A 17,014-nucleotide genomic window follows, 5' to 3' on the forward strand; every position below is an offset into this window, starting at 1 on the left:
AGAAAACGGCGTCGCGCGCGAATGCTTCTAGGGGAGGATCCGGACCGTGACCTTGACCGACGAGCAGTCCCTCGCAACGCGACGATCGCTGCTCAGCCGGCTGCGCGATCACGAGGACAGGGACAGCTGGCAGACGTTCTTCGATCGCTACTGGCGCCTGCTCTACAATGTCGCCAGGCGCGCCGGCCTCGATGACGTCGACGCACAGGACGTGGTGCAAGACACCGTGATCGCCGTCGCAAAGGAGATTCCCGAGTTCCGGTACGATCCGGCGCTCGGTTCGTTCAAAGCGTGGCTCTTCCGTATCCTGCGCCGCCGCGTCGCGGATCACTTCCGGAGACTCGGGCGCCGGCCGGCCGAGGCGGGCATCACGCCGGAGACGCTCGAAGAGACGGGCCATGCGGACGCGATCGTGATGCGGGACGGGATGAGCCTGAGCGACGCCTGGGACCAAGAGTGGGAACGCTCCGTGCTGGACGCCGCCATCGCGCAGGTGCGCGCCGAGGTGATCCCGAAACACTTCCAGGTGTTCGATGCCTGCGTGCTGAAGGAGTGGCCGGTCGCGAAGGTCGCATCGACCTTCGGAATGAACGCCGCGCAGGTTTATCTCGTGCGGCATCGCGTCTCTGCCGCCGTCAAGCGCGCCGCGCGCCGGATCGAGGGCGAAAGGCTGAAGGGCCGCCCCGTGTGACGAGTGCCGAAGCGCCGCTCCCGCTCGTGGCCGATCACGAGATCCTGAAACCGATCGGCGGCGGCAGCTACGGAGGGGTCTGGCTCGCGCGAAGCGCGGCGGGCCAGCTGCGTGCGATCAAGGTCGTGATGCGCAAGCGCTTTTCGAGCGAGCGCCCCTACGAGCGGGAGTTCGCCGGGATCCGGCAGTTCGAGCCGATCTCCCGCTCTCACCCCGGCGTCGTCCACATCCTCCACGTCGGGCGCGACGATACCGCGGGGTATTTCTACTACGTCATGGAGATCGCGGACGCCGTCGATGGGGATCCGGCGGCCCCACTTGCCGACTACGAGCCACGCACGCTCGCCTCCGAACTGAAGGCGCGGGGGCGGCTGCCCCAGATCGAGGTGCTCGCGCTCGGCGTCCAGCTCGCCGGCGCCTTGGACCACATCCATCGCCACCGTCTCGTGCATCGCGACGTGAAGCCGTCGAACGTGATTTTCGTCGACGGACAGGCCAAGCTCGCCGACATCGGACTGGTCACCGGCGCCGACGAGGCGAAGTCGTTCGTCGGTACGGAAGGGTTCATTCCCCCCGAAGGGCCCGGCTCGACGCAGGCCGACATCTTCGGCCTGGGAAGGCTCCTCTACGAGGCGGCGACGGGCAAAGATCGCTGCGATTTCCCGGACCTGCCCGGCGAGCTCGATGCATGGCCCGCCTCCGAGCGCAGCGGCCTGATGGAGCTGAACGAGATCCTCAGCCGTGCGTGTGCCCCCAAGGCATCGGAGCGGCACGCCAACGCCGCGGAGCTCGCGGGAGACCTGAACGTCCTCCTCGCCGGCCGCTCGATCCGTCGCGTCTACGGGAACGAGCACCGTGCGCGGCGCGCGACCCAGATCATCGGCATCGCCGTTCTCACGGCTTTGCTCGCTCTCGGGGCGTCGTGGTTCCAGCAGTCGCAGCGGCGCCAGGCGGAAGAGCGGGCCGGGAGGGAGGCGGCGCTTCGCGGCCGCGCGGAGGCCGCGGAGGGACGCGCGCGCGAGGATCTCCGCGCATCACTCTTGAATCAGGCGCTCGCGCTCACGAGCAGCAGCGAGGTGGATCGCCGGACGCGCGCGCTCGCCGCGATCAAGGCCGCCGCGAAGATCCGCCCCGGAATCGATCTGCGGAACGCCGCCATCGCCGCACTGACCGCCCCCGAGCTGCGCGTCGTGCGGCAATGGAGTCTTCCCGCAACCGACGTTCTGGCATCACGGCCGGATCGTCAGCTCAGGCGCTACATGAGATGGAACTCGGATCGCACCGTCTCGGTCCATTCGATCGAGAACGACGCGGAGCTTCTCCGGCTGCCCCCCGCCGGGAGCCCGGCCGACTTCGGCACCTTCAGCCCCGACGGGTCGTGGTTGGCCGTCAAGTACCGCGACAACGTGCTGGGTGTCTGGAACTTGTCCGCCCACACGCAAAGCCTGGTCGTCGGAAACATCGCGCTGTTCGCCTTCACGCCCGATAGCCGGCGTCTGATCGCCGCCCGCACGGAAGGCCACCTCCAGGTGTTCGATCTGGCGTCGGGACGCGAGTCCGCCCGTCAACCGCTTGGCTACGTTCCGGGCGCTCTCGCGGTCCACCCCACCGAGCCCATCTTCCTCATCTCCGGACTGGGACGCAGGGGAATCGAGATTCGTCGCCTGGAGGACGGCACCCTGGTCCGACGGCTGGATGCTCCCGAGATGGGCCTCGCCGCCGATTGGACCGCGGACGGCAAGAGCCTCATCACCGCGCACGGCGACTTCTCGGTCCGTGTCTGGGACTGGCCGTCGATGAACGCTCCTCGGCTGGTTCTCAGACTGCATCGAGCCGAGCCGGTCTTCTTGGCGACGGATCCTGCGGGGCGCTTCCTGATGTCCGTCGCATGGGACAGCCAGGCGTTCCTCGTGGATCTGCGGGACGGCCGGCTGCTCTCCAGTCAAGCGGCCCAAGCCGTCTACGCGGCCGGCGATCGCCCGGCGTTTCTCCTGACCAACAACGTCGACTGGACTCTGGTCGAGCTCCAGCCGCCTTTCGCACTCGAGGAGGTTCCCCTCCACGAGAAGGACAAGGGCCCTCGGGAGGCGGTGTTCAGCGCCTCGGGGCGCTGGCTCGCCACCGGAGGACCCGACGGCATCCGGATCTTGGATCGCACGACCCGCGAGGTCCTCAGAGTGATGGACGACGCACCGGCGCTGCGCATCGCATTCAGCGCGGACGCCACGCGACTCTACGCGATCACGCTGGACCGGCTCTGCGCCTGGGAACTACGGACGGATCCCTCGACGAGCCGGCTGCGCGCCGAGCGCATCGAGCTTCCGGGGCTTGGCGATCGCCACTTTCGGGACGCCACTTCGGCGGAGATCTTCGACGGGGGTGAGCGGTGGCTGTCGATCTGGAGAGGGCCGACGGCGGGTCATTGGTCGTGGGCCGAGGGTCGATTCGCCAGCGATGAGATCGATGCGCGAGGAGAGCTCGAACCCGGCAGCAACGACCCCCGTGTGAGCCCGGACGGCCGCTGGCTGGCATGGGGGAACTGGCATGGGCACGACGCCGCGATCCGGCGCATGGGCTCGCACGATCCACCGGTCGTGCTAAAGGTCGCCGGCTCGGTGTCGGTGGCGTTCAGTCCGGACAGCCGTCTGCTCGCGGTCGGCGGGTCGGAGGAGATCCGTTTCTACGACGTCGGCACGCTGAACGTCGTCCACACGATCCCCCGCCAGCCGAGCCGGCCGCTCTCCCCCGTCATCTCGTTCACGCGAGGGTCGAGCCTCTGTGCGATCACCTTGCCGCCCGAGGAAATCCTGCTCGCCGACACGGCGACGGGCAGCGAGCTCGCCCGGCTTCCGGCCAGCTCATTCATCCTGTGGAGCGTCTCGTTCGCCCCCGATGATCGATTCCTCGCCGCCACCAGCTCGGACCACCGCGTCTTGATCTGGGATATCCCGAAGCTGCGTCAGGAGCTCCGCGAGCTCGGGTTGGATTGGTAGCCCTGCCGCGTTTTTTCCGCTCCGTGAAAGATTCCTCCGCGCCCAGCGAATGCACCGGTAGTGGAGGGTCCCATCGTGCACAACGGCGATGAAACGATCCAAGACCCGGAACGGCTCGCGATTCTGCGGCAAACCGCCCTGCTCGACACGCCTCCCGAGGAGGCCTTCGATCGCCTGACGTGTCTTGCGACCACGCTCCTGCGTGCGCCCGTCGCACTCGTGTCCCTGGTCGATGGGGATCGCCAGTTCTTCAAGAGCTGCGCCGGCTTGCCGGAACCGCTGGCTTCGCTCCGGCAGACGCCGCTGACGCACTCGTTCTGCAAGCACGTGGTCGCGTCGGGCGAGCCGCTCATCGTCTCGGACATCAGGGAGTCGAGCTTCAAGGACAATCCGTCGGTCTTCGGCATCGGGGAGATGGCGTACACCGGAATCCCGCTCACCACGACCGAAGGACATGCCCTCGGCGTCTTTTGCGTCGCGGACGCCAAGCCGCGGGACTGGACCGACGAGGAGATCCAGATCCTTCGGAGCCTGGCCTCGTCCGTCATGGCGGAGATCCAGACGCGGCGCATGGCGAACGAGCTGCGAGTGCTCAACGACAACCTCCAGCGCCTCGTCGATGACCGCACCCGCCGGCTGAGCCACGCCGAGCAGCGTTGGCGCGTTCTCCTCCAGGTGAACAACTCGCTCGTGACCTGCCTCGACCGGGAGAGCCTCCTCTCGGCGATCGCCGGCGCGCTCCAGGGCGTGATTCCTTTCGACCGCGCGGCGCTCATCCTGACCGACTCGGCCGAAGGGGACTTCAACATCTTTCGCATCGCGGGCGCCGATCCGCTTCCGCCCGGCATCCCCCGCAAGACGGTCTGGAAGCGGGAGGGGAGCCGGACCGCGCGGATCCTCGAGACGGGATGCCCGATGCGGACGCACGACCTCCGCGAAGACGGATCGTTCACAGAACATGCGGCGCTGATCGCGCAGGGGCTTCTCTCGGCCCTCTCGGTGCCGCTCTCGGCGAAGGGAAAGGTCATCGGCACGCTGAACGTCGCCAGCCGGGAGGTCGGACGGTACGACGAGAGTCACTCCGAGCTTCTGCTCGCAATCGCCGATCAGGTCGTTCTCGCCATCGCGAACATGCTCGCGTACGAAGAGGTCGCGGCGCTCAAGCAACGGCTCGAGCAGGAGAACCTGTACCTGCAGGAGGAATGCCGCGGTGAGGCGCCGTTCGCGGACGTCATCGGCCAGTCCCCCGGCATCCGGAACGTCCTCGCCAAGATCGAGAAGGTCGCGGCCACCGACTCCACGGTGCTCGTGACGGGAGAGACGGGGACGGGCAAGGAGCTCGTCGTCCGTGCGATCCACGGTCTGAGCGCGCGCAAGAACAAGATCCTCGTCAAGGTGAACTGCGCCGCACTTCCGACCGGCGTGATCGAGAGCGAGCTGTTCGGGCACGAGCGCGGCGCCTTCACCGGCGCACTCACCCGCAGGGTCGGCCGATTCGAGCTGGCCCACGGCGGCACGCTGTTCCTGGACGAGGTCGGCGACCTTCCGGCCGAGCTTCAGGCGAAGCTCCTCCGCGTCCTGCAAGAGGGCGAGTTCGAGCGCGTCGGCGGCACGCAGACGCTCAAGGTGAACGTCCGCCTGGTCGCGGCGACAAACCGTGATCTCGCGAAAGCGGTCGAAGAGGGACGGTTCCGCGCGGACCTCTATTACCGTCTCAACGTCTTCCCGATCCCGATCCCTCCCCTGCGCGAGCGCGAGGAAGACATCCCCCGTCTCGTGCGCCACTTCGTGATGCTCTACGCCTCGAGGATGGGGAAGTCGATCAGCGCGATCAGCGAGCACGCCATGCGCAAGCTCACCGCGTATCATTGGCCCGGCAACGTGCGGGAGCTCCAGAACATCATCGAGCGCGCGGTCATCCTGTCGACGGGAGGCCGCATCGAGCTGGACGACCACCAGCTCGCGGCGCCTGTCGCCGCCACCGGCGCGGCGGCGAAAGCCATCGCGACCCTCGAGGACGTCGAGCGCGAGCACATCCAGACCGTGCTCAAGCGCGTGGGATGGCGCGTCAGCGGTGAGCGAGGGGCCGCGCGGATCCTCGGGCTCAAGCGCACCACGCTCGAGGCGCGCATGAGCAAGCTCCGCATTTCTCGTCCTGCCTGAAGTCGCGCCCGCGAAAGAGTCTCGAAACTCGAGCGCCATGCGGCGCTCGAGCGCCGTCACGCCGCCTGAATCCTCGATCAAGAACGGTACGTCATCCTTCTCTGGACTCTTGCTCTCGCCAAACGACCAACAAGCTTGCGACCAACGTGAATGGCAATCTGCCAGCCGGCTGGCGTGCGCCCTTCGCCCACATCGAAACGCACTGAGCGACCCTCACTGCAAATCGCGCGCGCTCTGACGCGTTTGCGCTCGTTGAGCTGCGACGCGACGCCCATGGCACGCGCGTTGCCATCTCTCGCCGCCGTGTCGCAAACCAAACCAATCATCACGAAGGGAGTTCGTCACATGAACTTGAACGCACGGTCTGCATTCCTCATCGGTTTCGCGGGGTCGATGTCCCTCGGGCTCATGCCCGTCGCGAGCGCGGCGCCGTCGGCCACTCTGAGCGACGGCCTCCGCGCCGCGCTCACCCACGTCTCCGTCGACACGAAGGGCCTCGCGCCCCAGGTGCGGATCACGTCGCCACTGAACGGCGCCTTCATCGCGCCGGGCGATGGGCGCGTCGGCGCCGGCAATCCCAACGGCACCGGAATGGCGATCGTCGCGGAGATCGTCACGCGTGACACCACGTCGATCTCCGTCGACGAGGACGTCAACATCCGTCACGTCGACAAGCTGGGCAGCTTCAACCCTCAGTTCCCGGGGCTGTTCGTCTTTCTCGATGAAGATCTCGTCACGCCGACGGGGACGATCATCCGGGCCGACACGAATCTGGCCCCGCTCTTCAACATCGCGGGGTCGGACGACACCCCCGGTCCCGGTGTGACGGTCTGGGTCGGGTGGCACGTGCTCGAATCGCTCCGTCCGGCAAGCGGCGCCCACAGCTTCAACCTGACGGTCGCCGTCATCGACAACGCCGGCCGCGTCGGCTTCGACCGCATCAAGCTCAACGTCGACACCTCGGTGACCGATCGCTTCGGCACGTCGGGCAACGGCCTGACCCAGAACCCCGGCGAGGCGAACCGCGTCGCCGGCGGCACCGCGCCGGTCGTCCAGATCCTCGCCCCGCGCGAGCCGTCGGCCGTGACCTTCGGCCTGGCGCCGCCGAACGGATCGCTGGCCTTCATCCAGGTCGCGATCACCGACAAGGAAGGCGACGTCGTGGTCGACGAGGTCGGGAACTCGGACGGCACCGTCGATCCCACGGGCACCAATCTCGCGGCGGCGCTCGGACGCATCGACGATCCGGCCGCAGGCGTGGGCAATCCGAACCGCAACGTTCCCGGCTTCGACTTCGAGTTCAGCGTGCCCTCCGGAGCGGCCGGAGGCCTCGCCAACGTGAATGTGGGCCGCCTCTTCAACGTGGCCGGCAGCGAGGTCATTCTTCTCGAGGACGGCACGCCGGCCGTCCGCACGGTCCTCAACTGGGTCGTGGGGGCGCCGTTCGTCGGAAGCGCGCTGCTCGACAACTTCGTGACCTTCAAGGCCACCGTGACCGACGCCAACGGCAACCAGGGCGTCGCCACGCGCACCTTCCAGCTCACCCATTCGGCGGTGAACGGTCAGGCTCTCACCCCCCAGCCGATCGGTTTCTAGTCCTGGACACCGTCGATGCTTGCCCGGCGGCGATCCCGCCGGGCAAGCCCTTCCACTCTCCAACAGATGATCGATCGGGAGGAAGAACGATGAAGCGAAATGTGATGTCGATGGCCCTCGGCCTCGCGCTGCTCACGCTTGCGCTGCCGGCGGCGCACGCGCGCACGTGCGGCCCCGACGCGGTGCCCGTAGGGGCGGTCTGCTTGGATCGGTACGAAGCGAGCGTGTGGCGGGTCCCCAATCCGAACACGACGAACGCGCCGTTGGTCGCAAAGATCCAGCTGGGAACGGTGACCCGTGCGGATCTGACGGTGGCCGGGGCGACGCAGCTGGGCACGCTCGGCGACGACTACGCGCCGTGCAGCCATGACGGCCAGAGCTGCGTCGACGACATCTACGCGGTGAGCCTGCCTGCGCTCTTCCCCTCGGCGGACATCACCTGGTTCCAGGCGCAAGAAGCGTGCGCCAACGCCGGCAAGCGTTTGCCGACGAGCGCGGAGTGGCAGCTCGGCGCGACCGGAACACCGGACGCCGGCGCGGACAACGGAACGACGAATTGCAACAGCAACACGGGGTCGGCCACGCTCACCGGCGCGCGCACGGATTGCCAATCGGCTCGGGGCGCCCTCGACATGGTCGGGAATCTGAGCGAGTGGGTCGCGGATTGGGTGCCGCTGTCGACGGCGTGCTCCAGCTGGGGCGCCTTCAGTGACGACTGGATGTGCCTCACCGGGGCGAGCACGACGGACGTCGGTCCCGGCGCGCTCATTCGCGGCGGCGATTTCCGGAGCCGCACGTCCGCCGGTCCGCTTGCCGTGATCGGCTCCGGCGGGCCGTTCAGCTCGCGGAATTTCATCGGCTTTCGTTGTGCGCGCTAGGGAGGCAACGATGAAGACGAGCGTGACGACCGTTCTCGCGCTGGTGCTGTGGTGGGGCCTCTGCGCCGCGGCGACCGCTGCCACGTGCGCGCCCGATGCGGTGCCGGCGGGGACCGTGTGCCTCGACCGGTACGAGGCGACCGTGTGGCGCGTACCGAACCCCACCACGACGAACGCGCCCTTGGTTCGGAAGATCCAATCCGGGCTCGCCTCACGACTCGACCTGGTGTCGAGCGGGGCGACGCAACTGGGCTTGGGAGCGGACAACTACACCCCCTGCACCGACAATGGTCAGAGCTGCGCCGGCGATATCTTCGCCATCAGCTTGCCTTCCGAGATCCCGTCGGCGTTCATCACGTGGTTCCAGGCGCAAGAGGCGTGCGCCAGCTCCGGCAAGAGGCTGCCGACGAGCGCCGAGTGGCAGGTGGGAGCCGACGGAACGCCGGACGCGGGGCCCGACAACGGGACGACCGACTGCAACAGCGCAAGCGGCGGCTTGTCGGCCACCGGCTCCCGCAGCGCCTGCGTCTCCGCACGCGGCGCTTTCGACATGGCGGGCAACCTCGAGGAGTGGGTCGCGGACTGGACGACGCTCTCGAGCGTGTGCACCGGCTGGGGCATCGTCAGCGATGACCGGATGTGCCTCGCCGGGGCGAGCACGATCATCGGCGGTCCGGGTGCGCTGACGCGCGGCGGCTCGTTCGTCGATCACACCGGGGCGGGCCCACTCGCCGTCATCGGAGCCCGCAGGCCGACCGCCATCTTCGGGTTCATCGGCTTTCGCTGCGCCGCCGAGAATGCCGGTCCTGTTCCTGCGGAGGTGGACAACGGCGTCCGCGTGTCGCGGAGCGGATTGAGCGCCGTGCTCAAGTGGAACGTCGCGTCCGGCGCAACGACCTCGTCGGTCTTGCGCGGGCACGTGAAAGGGTTACCCGTCGGCACGGCCGGCGCCGACGAGCGATGCCTGGTGTCGAACCTCGCCTCCGACACCTTCACGGATCCTGAGCTTCCCTCCGGCGGCGACGCGTTCTGGTACCTCATCCGCGGGGAGAACGTGGGCGGCAGCGGCCCGTACGGATTCGAGGAGACGCACGGCGCCCCTTCGGCAACGAGGGTCAGCACGGCCTGTCCGTAGGCCGACAACGAGGAGAACACCATGACCGACGAAACGAAAGACAAGAAGGACGTGATCCTGCACGACCACTACCACGACGGCGTCGACCGTCGTGGGTTCCTGAGGTGCATGGCCTGGGCGGGGACCGGAGCGCTCTACGTCATGCAAGGCGGCGTGCTGAAGTCGTATGCCATGGGAGCGGCGCCGCGCGTGGGCTCCGGGAAATCGGCGGGCGAGCTGAGTTTCGTCCAGATCAGCGACAGCCACATGGGATTCAACAAGGCCGCGAACGGCGATGTCGTCGGCACGTTGAAAGCGGCGGTCGACAAGATCAACGCCCTTCCGGTGGCGCCGGAGTTCATCCTCCACACCGGCGACATCAGCCACCTCTCGAAGGCCGAAGAGTTCGACACCGTAGACCAAGTCTTGACGGGCGCGGTCGCCAAGGATGTGTTCTACGTTCCCGGCGAGCACGACGTCCTGAACGACGACGGCAAGCAGTACCTCGAGCGTTACGGCAAGGCCACGAACGGCACGGGGTGGTACAGCTTCGACAAGAAAGGCGTGCACTTCATCGGCCTCGTCAATGTGATGAACCTGAAGCCGGGCGGGCTCGGCTCGCTCGGTCCCGACCAGCTCGAGTGGCTGGAACACGACGTGAAGCATCGGAAGGCGAGCACGCCGATCGTCGTGTTCGCGCACATGCCGCTGTGGTCGGTCTACCCCGAATGGGGCTGGGGGACCGAGGACAGCGCGCAAGCGCTGTCGTACCTGAAGAAGTTCGGTTCGGTGACCGTCCTCAACGGCCACATCCACCAACTCATGCAGAAGGTCGAGGGGAACGTGACCTTCCACACCGCCGCGTCGACGGCCTTCCCGCAGCCGCACCCCGGCAAGGCCGATTCCCCAGGTCCGATGGTGGTTCCGGCCGGCGAGCTGCGAGGCCTTCTCGGCATCACCGACGTCAACGTCGTTCGGGGACGCCAAGCCCTCGCGATCGTGGACTCGTCGCTCAAGTAGGTTCGCGAATGACACCTCACAGATTTCACCTCACGAAGAAGGGAACGGACATGAGAGAACTCATCCAGAAGACGGGCCGGATCGCAGCGCTCGCGCTCGCCTCGACTTTGGTCATCGGGGGCTCGGCCGTCGTCCTAGCGCGGGCCGAGACGGCGATGCCCCCCACCGCGGACGTCAAGATCGACAACTTCAGTTTCGGCCCGGTGATGCTCACAGTCGCACCCGGGACCAAGGTCACGTGGACGAACCGGGACGACATTCCCCACACGGTCGTTGCCGACGACAAGACGTTCAAGTCGAAGACGCTCGACACCGACGAGACGTTCTCGTACACGTTCGACAAGCCGGGGACGTACCCCTACTTCTGCTCGATCCACCCGCACATGACGGGACAGGTCATCGTGAAATGAAGTCGCGGCACGCCGGCTAGCGGGGATCGAGATGCGAGGGTTTCTCGGCACCGGCGCCACGTTCGCCGCGGACCTGAGCCTGCTTCTCCAGGTGGCGATGGGCTTGGCGCTCGTCGTGGGCGCGCGGCTGGCGCGACGCCGGCTCTATACCGCACATGGGATCTGCCAGACGACCGTGATGGTTCTGAACCTCGTGGCGATTGTCTGGTTCATGGTCCCGTCGTTCCGCGGGCAGGTTATCCCGCGGCTGCCGGCGGGCCTGGGCCGACGCTACGTTGCCGTGGCGAGCAGTCACGCGCTCCTCGGAGCCGGGGCCGAGGCGCTCGGCCTCTACATCGTGCTGGTGGCCGGAACCGAGATCGTCCCGAGGCGGCTGCGCTTCACGAACTGGAAACGGTGGATGCGGATCGAGCTCGGACTGTGGTGGGTGGTCGTGCTCACCGGAATCTGGACCTACGCTTGGTGGTACCTGGCGCCGCTGGCGCGCTGATCATGTCGAAGCTCCTCACAAACGTGAGGCACGGACGTACAGCGGAAAGCGCAGCTCTCGAATGACGTCTGGTCCGCCGAATAAGGCGGCGACCTCCGCTTCGAGCGCGGGGATCGGGTTCGTGTTCGTCGCGGCGATGTAAGCCGGCAGCGGGCTCCAGCTCGCAGCGAACATGGCGACCTGCCGCGCGCTCCATCGCAGCGTCGAGAAGAACGGCGGCACCTCGATCTCTTCACCCGGCAGATCGATGCCGGCGAAGCCATCATCGACCAGGAGCACGTTGGGCGGATAGTACGGGCCGAGGACGTCTTTGTAGAGGCGCCAGAGGATCGCGTCGAGCCGCGCGTCTGACGCGCGAGCGACGTGATAGGTCCACGCAACGGCGACGCCGCCGGGCCTCACGACCCGTCGCAGCTCCTCGTAGTACCTCGGGAGATCGAACCAGTGCGCAGCCGCGGCCGACGTCGCGAGATCGACCGAGCGGTCGTCGAGGCCCGACGCTTCGGAACGCGCGACGCGGTAGTCGATCTTCGGATGTTGCCGGGCGTGGCGCAGCTGCTCCGCGCTGATGTCCGTCGCGATCACGCGATCGAAGCGCTGCGCCAGGCCCCACGCCGCCTGGCCGCTTCCCGTCGCCGCGTCCCAGGCGAGGTTTCGAGCCGGCGCAATGGCGGCGAGCCAGTCGAACAGCTCTTCGGGATAGCCGGGACGGCCGGCGAGGTACTCCTTCGCGACGAGGGAAAAGTCGGGAACTCCGGGCGTGTCGCTCAAGGATTCACCGCTCGCAAGCGAGGAGTCTAATACGTCGGTATCCTTTGGAGATGAGCAGGGCCTTCATCAAAGAAGATAGTCAGCCGGAGGAGCAGCCTCCCAAGCCGCTCCGTTCGGTCTTGCCGGAAGGTTCCCCGAACTACGTGACGCCGGACGGGGCGAAGCGGATGAAGGCCGAGCTCGAAGCGCTGATCGCGCAGCGCCGCCCTGACGAGCGCATCCGCGAGCTGACGCGCATCCTCGAGTCGGTGGTCGTCCTCGACCCTCCCACGGAAGACCTCGACATCGTGCGGTTCGGGGCGACGGTGTCCGTGCGGAGCAACGGCGAGACGGTGCGCTACCGCATCGTCGGCGTGGACGAGACCGACGTCGCGCGCGGCCACATCAGCTGGGTCTCCCCGATAGCGATGGCGCTGCTCTCCGCCGAGGTCGGCGACACCGTTCGCGCAAAGCTTCCCTCGGGCGAGAGAGAGCTCGAGATCCTCGACGTCTCCTACTGAGGGGACCTCGGGAACGCTCAGGGGCACGCGGCGGGTGAAGCCTGGATCGAAGCATCGCGCGACGCGACCTGGTGACACACCTCGGCGTCGTACGTCGGTGCGTCTCCGTCGAGCCGGTTCACGCGGACGAGATACCAGTAACCGCCGCCCGCCGTGGGCGCCTGGTCGTCCTCGAGTGAGGTCGCGCCCGCGTCGTTCGCGAGGCAGTCCGTCGTCGCCACGCTGAACTCGCCGTGGCTGGAGGCGAGGACGCCGAGGCTTCCGCGGACGACATCGTACGTGCTCGATTGTTCGGGAGCGGCGAAGTTGAGCACGGTCTGTCCCGGAGCCGGCTTCGCGAGCGACAGGAGTCCAGCGTCTTCGAACGGCTCGTCGATCAGGCCGTCGCAATCGTCGTCGAGGCCGTTGCACGACTCGCGGGCGCCCGGATGGACGTCCGGGTTGTCATCCGCGCAATCACCGCCTCCATGCGGGCACGTGGCGCCGGCGACCACGATCATCCGGGCATCGCAGTAACCGTCGCCGTCGTCGTCGCAGCCTTCATCGATGATCCCGTCATGATCGTCGTCGATCCCGTTGCAGATCTCGGCGTCGCACGCATCGCCGACGCCGTCCCCGTCCGCATCCGACTGCGCCGGGTCGCTGACCGTCGGGCAGTCGTCCTCGCTGTCCGGGATGCCGTCTCCGTCGCTGTCATGCGCGGGAACGAGCGCCGTCCGCAGCAGGTAGATGTGGCCGACCTGACCGAGGAGGTAGCCGCGGCCGTCCGAGTTCAGGAAGGCGAGCCCGTTCGAGCCCCAGCGGATCAGGCTGCTCGTGTAGAACGAGAGATCCGTCGGAAGCGCGAGCGAGCCGAGCTCCGCGAGCGTGTCGCGGTCGCACGCCGCGATCGTGTACGCGCTGGGCTTCTCGAGAAGATAGACACGAGCCGTTACCGGGTCCGGGGCGACGGCCTTCGAGGTCGAGGCGTTTCCGGGGAACGTTCCGATGCGCGTCTTGGCTTCGGGGTCGATGATGTCACCGTCCGAAGTGAACACGCGTCCCCGATCGAAGCGGATGTCGACGTCGAAGCCGGTGACGAGATTCTGCGTCGAGTCGAGGAGCGACACGCCGCCCGGGCCCACGTCCATTCTCGAGAAAGGAAAAGCAGAGCTCTGGTTGTAGTACCCGTACACGCGCGCGGCCGTCGCGCCGAACTCGATGACGTTGGCCGAGTAGGCCGACGTGCCGCGCTTCACGCCGTCGTCGTAGACCGCGACCTCTGCCGCTCCCGCGGCAGCGACCGTCTGCGGCCCTCCGGGCGCGACGGCGAGGTCGAACACGGCCCCGCCGCTCAATGCCGGGAACTCGAGACCCGGGGTCAGGGTCGCCGTGTCGAGCCTGCGGATGGAGAACCCGCCGGTGAGGGCGACATAGACGGCGGAACCGTCGTCCGACAGGGCGAGCTTGCCGGGCTCGCTTCCGACGAGCGTCGATGCGACGACGTTCCCTGTCGACGCCGAGATCGCCACCACGCGGTTCGGGTAGTGAGGATCCAACCCGCTCACGCTGGCCAAGATCCGGCCGGAGCCCGGGTCGTAGACGAGATCGTTGGCCGTCAGATCGAGCTCCGCCAACCGGTTGGCCGTCGGCGTGGCAACGACTCGATTCGTCTGACGGTCGGTGTTGTTGAGCGGCCGCGAGTCCGGTTGATCGCTCACGACCGAGACGGTGTTCACCGCCGGCCCGGCACTCGGCATGCGGATCGTGATCCGCGCCGTGATCGTGCTGTCCGCCGGGACTTCGCCGAGGGCGCAACTCACGGTGCCCGCGGAGGCCGAGCATCCCGCGGTCGTCGAAACGACGGAGGCCCCGGCGGGAAGCGTGTCCGTCACGATGACGCCGGTGGCGTCGGCCGGTCCGAAATTCTGCACGGCCAACCGGTACGTCAGGTCTTCTCCCACGACGGCCGGATCGGGACTGTCCTGCTGCACGACCGCGACGTCGGCCGACGTCGCGGACGCCGCGACGAGCGGCGCATCGAGGAGCACGATGAAGCCCTGATCCGCGAAGGAGCTCTGCGGGATGGCAAGGGCCAGCCCTTGCGCCCCGACACGGACCAGATCGATCGGGTCGCCGTAGCTCCCCGGCGGCACGATCGATCCGAGGTAGGCGAACGAGCCTCGATCGAACGCACGGACCGACGGATTCGGACCCACAGTGGCGATGAACGCGCGGCCACCATCGGCATCGAGGGCCACCTTCTTGCCGGTGATGATGCCGGGATTCAGGCCTAGCCGGCGAGGCACTTCCGGATCGACGACCTCGCCATGAGCCGCGTAAATCCGGCCCGCGTCGAAGGCGATGTCGCCGCTGCTCGAGATCAGCCCGCTGAACGCATCGCGGATTGATACGCCGAGCGAATCCACCTGCATCCGTGTGAACGTGTTGCCCGAGCTGCCCGCCTCGTAGCCGTACAGCTGCGCCGCGGAGGCGCCGAACTCGATCCGGTCGCTGCTCGGCGGACCGACGAGGTGCGGGCGTACGCCTGCGTCGTCGTACACGGCGATTCCCTGCCCCGTATTGGTGCCGCTCTTCCTCGCGACGACGAACGCCAGCGGATCTCCGGGAACCGCCTCGAGATCGTCGACGGTGTACGCGCCGAACGACGAATCCCGTCCCACCCAGATCGCGGCGCCCGCCGTCCACGCCTGGAGGTCGACCCGCCGGACGGCCTCCGCGCCGGCCAGCGCGACGTACAGGTACCGGCCGTCGTCGGAGACGGCGAGGGCCCGCGGCTCGCTCCCGACGTCGAGCGAACGCACGATGATGCCGGTCTCGGGATCGATGGCGCTGACCGTGTTCCCGTAGCGAGGATCCGCGCCGCCGATGCTAGCGAGCAACAAACCCGTGTTGGGATCGACGGCGAGTCCCTTGGCCGACACGTCGACAATGCCGAGGCGCTGGCCGGTCACCGGCGCCACCGCCAGAACCGACTGCGTGGCGGTGTTGTCCGCCGGATGCACGTCCGGCTGCGCCGCGGTCACCGACGCCGTGTTCGAGATGCGATCGGATCTCCACGCGTTGGCGACGATCTCGACGGTTGCCGTCTGGCCCGGCGCGAGCGTTCCGAGACTGCAGCTCACGACGAACGTCCCGGTGCAGCTCGGAGGCGCCGCGACGAACGTCAGCCCGATCGGCATCGTGTCCTGCACGACGACGCCGCTCGCGGACGCCGGCCCCGCGTTGCGCACCTCGAGCGTGTACGTGACGTTCTGGCCGACGGTCACCGGCCCGTAAGAGCCGGTGAAGTCGAGCGAGAGGTCCGCGGCGTTCGCGGCCTGGACGAGAGCGGTGCGGACGAGGATCAACTCGCTCGTCGTCCGGACCGCCAGGCCGTCGTCCCCCCAGCGCAGGACCTGCTGCGACGATCCGAAGGAGCCGCTGAAGGTCTTCGATCCGAGCAGGACGAACCGGCCGAGGTCGAATGCCGAGACCGTCAAACCGCTCGTGCCGGAGCTGACGCCGAACGCGCGTGCGAGCGAGGCATCGGCGACGACGACCCCGGCGCCCGGGAGCACGCCGCTCAATCGGTTCGACGTCGGGTCGAGCACCTTGCCGCCGTCCGAGTAGAAGTGCCCCGCGAGATACCTCATGCCGCCGGCGGCGTAGCACGGGACGGCACCCGTCACGTCCTGGACCGAGACGCCATCCGGTCCCACGACGAGGCGCGTGAAGTCGGCCCCGCTCGACTGCCGGTTGCAGACATCGAGCTGCGAAGCGGACCCCGCGAATCCGAGGTCGTCGCCGTACACCTGTACGGTCCCGGATCTTTCGACGCCGCCGTCGTCGATCGCGACGCGGTAATAAGGAAGGCCGACCGTCGTCGCGACGGCCACCGACGCTGGCGATCCGGGCACCGCCGCCAAATCGATGAGACTCCTGGGCCCCCACTGCGGATCCGTGCCGAGCGAGAATCGGAGATCCGGCGCCAGCGTGTTCAAGTCGATCCGCTGGATCGCTTTCGGGGTCCCGAGCCCCACGTGGAGATACTGGGCGTCTTCCGAGAGCGCGAGCTTCGTCGGCGTCTCGCCGATGAACAGCGGCGTCCCGATCGCTCCGGTGACGGGATCGATCGGGACGACTCTGCCGCCGTCGCCCCCCGCGGTCGGCAGCGTCGCGTAGATGCGCTGCCGGGTCGCGTCGTAGACCATGTCGATGAATCGGCTCGCGATGACGCGCGAAGAGTCGGCGTGCGCGACGCTAACCGCGAAGCCGAAGAGCAGGGAGCCTGTGAAAAGCGCGACGCGTCGCATCCCCACCCTCGCGTCGAGCCGGTCGTCGCGGCCCATCTGCGGCGAAAGTTAGTCCCCGGACGTCCTTGAATCAATAGGACGGCGCAAGGCCAC

General features: G+C 67.8%; 12 protein-coding genes and 2 pseudogenes. 10 read left to right on the top strand and 4 right to left on the bottom strand.

The window, feature by feature from the left end:
- The first annotated feature begins 46 nt into the window (after positions 1-46).
- The 9 genes from VFV19_08400 to VFV19_08440 all read left to right on the top strand — a co-directional run bounded on the left by VFV19_08400 (position 47) and on the right by VFV19_08440 (position 11,355).
- Complete coding sequence (locus VFV19_08400; GenBank protein ID HEX4824322.1) at positions 47-691, top strand: sigma-70 family RNA polymerase sigma factor; 645 nt, start codon at positions 47-49, stop codon at positions 689-691.
- Positions 688-3,684: a WD40 repeat domain-containing serine/threonine-protein kinase gene (locus VFV19_08405; protein HEX4824323.1), complete on the top strand. Its 2,997-nt coding sequence runs from the start codon at positions 688-690 to the stop codon at positions 3,682-3,684. Before VFV19_08400 ends, VFV19_08405 begins: the two co-directional genes overlap by 4 nt.
- Positions 3,685-3,759: 75 nt before the next feature.
- Positions 3,760-5,847 (top strand): sigma 54-interacting transcriptional regulator, encoded by a 2,088-nt coding sequence (locus VFV19_08410; protein ID HEX4824324.1) that lies wholly within the window; start codon positions 3,760-3,762, stop codon positions 5,845-5,847.
- 345 nt (positions 5,848-6,192) lie between these two features.
- Complete coding sequence (locus VFV19_08415; protein ID HEX4824325.1) at positions 6,193-7,443, top strand: hypothetical protein; 1,251 nt, start codon at positions 6,193-6,195, stop codon at positions 7,441-7,443.
- Positions 7,444-7,532: 89 nt separating this feature from the next.
- Complete coding sequence (locus tag VFV19_08420; protein ID HEX4824326.1) at positions 7,533-8,321, top strand: SUMF1/EgtB/PvdO family nonheme iron enzyme; 789 nt, start codon at positions 7,533-7,535, stop codon at positions 8,319-8,321.
- Between the two features lie 10 nt (positions 8,322-8,331).
- The gene (locus VFV19_08425; protein HEX4824327.1) at positions 8,332-9,456 is read left to right on the top strand and encodes an SUMF1/EgtB/PvdO family nonheme iron enzyme; all 1,125 of its coding nucleotides are present in this window, start codon (positions 8,332-8,334) and stop codon (positions 9,454-9,456) included.
- A 21-nt stretch (positions 9,457-9,477) separates the two neighbouring features.
- Complete coding sequence (locus tag VFV19_08430; protein ID HEX4824328.1) at positions 9,478-10,455, top strand: metallophosphoesterase; 978 nt, start codon at positions 9,478-9,480, stop codon at positions 10,453-10,455.
- A gap of 50 nt (positions 10,456-10,505) precedes the next feature.
- The gene (locus VFV19_08435) at positions 10,506-10,865 is read left to right on the top strand and encodes a cupredoxin family copper-binding protein (protein HEX4824329.1); all 360 of its coding nucleotides are present in this window, start codon (positions 10,506-10,508) and stop codon (positions 10,863-10,865) included.
- A 31-nt stretch (positions 10,866-10,896) separates the two neighbouring features.
- Positions 10,897-11,355, top strand: coding sequence for a DUF420 domain-containing protein (locus VFV19_08440; protein HEX4824330.1), 459 nt, complete (start codon positions 10,897-10,899; stop codon positions 11,353-11,355).
- Positions 11,356-11,370: 15 nt separating this feature from the next.
- Here the strand turns inward: VFV19_08440 and VFV19_08445 are convergent, their stop codons facing one another.
- Positions 11,371-12,126, bottom strand: a complete 756-nt coding sequence (locus VFV19_08445) for a class I SAM-dependent methyltransferase (GenBank protein HEX4824331.1) — start codon at positions 12,124-12,126, stop codon at positions 11,371-11,373.
- A 50-nt stretch (positions 12,127-12,176) separates the two neighbouring features.
- On the opposite strand from VFV19_08445, the gene VFV19_08450 reads away from it, so the two are divergent.
- Complete coding sequence (locus VFV19_08450) at positions 12,177-12,626, top strand: GreA/GreB family elongation factor (protein HEX4824332.1); 450 nt, start codon at positions 12,177-12,179, stop codon at positions 12,624-12,626.
- 17 nt (positions 12,627-12,643) lie between these two features.
- Here the strand turns inward: VFV19_08450 and VFV19_08455 are convergent, their stop codons facing one another.
- The 3 genes and pseudogenes from VFV19_08455 to VFV19_08465 form a co-directional block, all read right to left on the bottom strand.
- The gene (locus VFV19_08455; GenBank protein HEX4824333.1) at positions 12,644-13,126 is read right to left on the bottom strand and encodes a putative metal-binding motif-containing protein; all 483 of its coding nucleotides are present in this window, start codon (positions 13,124-13,126) and stop codon (positions 12,644-12,646) included.
- 90 nt (positions 13,127-13,216) lie between these two features.
- Positions 13,217-13,321: pseudogene (locus tag VFV19_08460) on the bottom strand (thrombospondin type 3 repeat-containing protein).
- A 966-nt stretch (positions 13,322-14,287) separates the two neighbouring features.
- Positions 14,288-16,957 (bottom strand): annotated as a pseudogene (locus VFV19_08465) (hypothetical protein).
- Between the last annotated feature and the right edge of the window lie 57 nt (positions 16,958-17,014).

It is taken from the genome of Candidatus Polarisedimenticolaceae bacterium (assembly GCA_036275915.1).
In the GTDB taxonomy this organism is placed as follows: Bacteria; Acidobacteriota; Polarisedimenticolia; order Polarisedimenticolales; family DASRJG01; genus DASRJG01.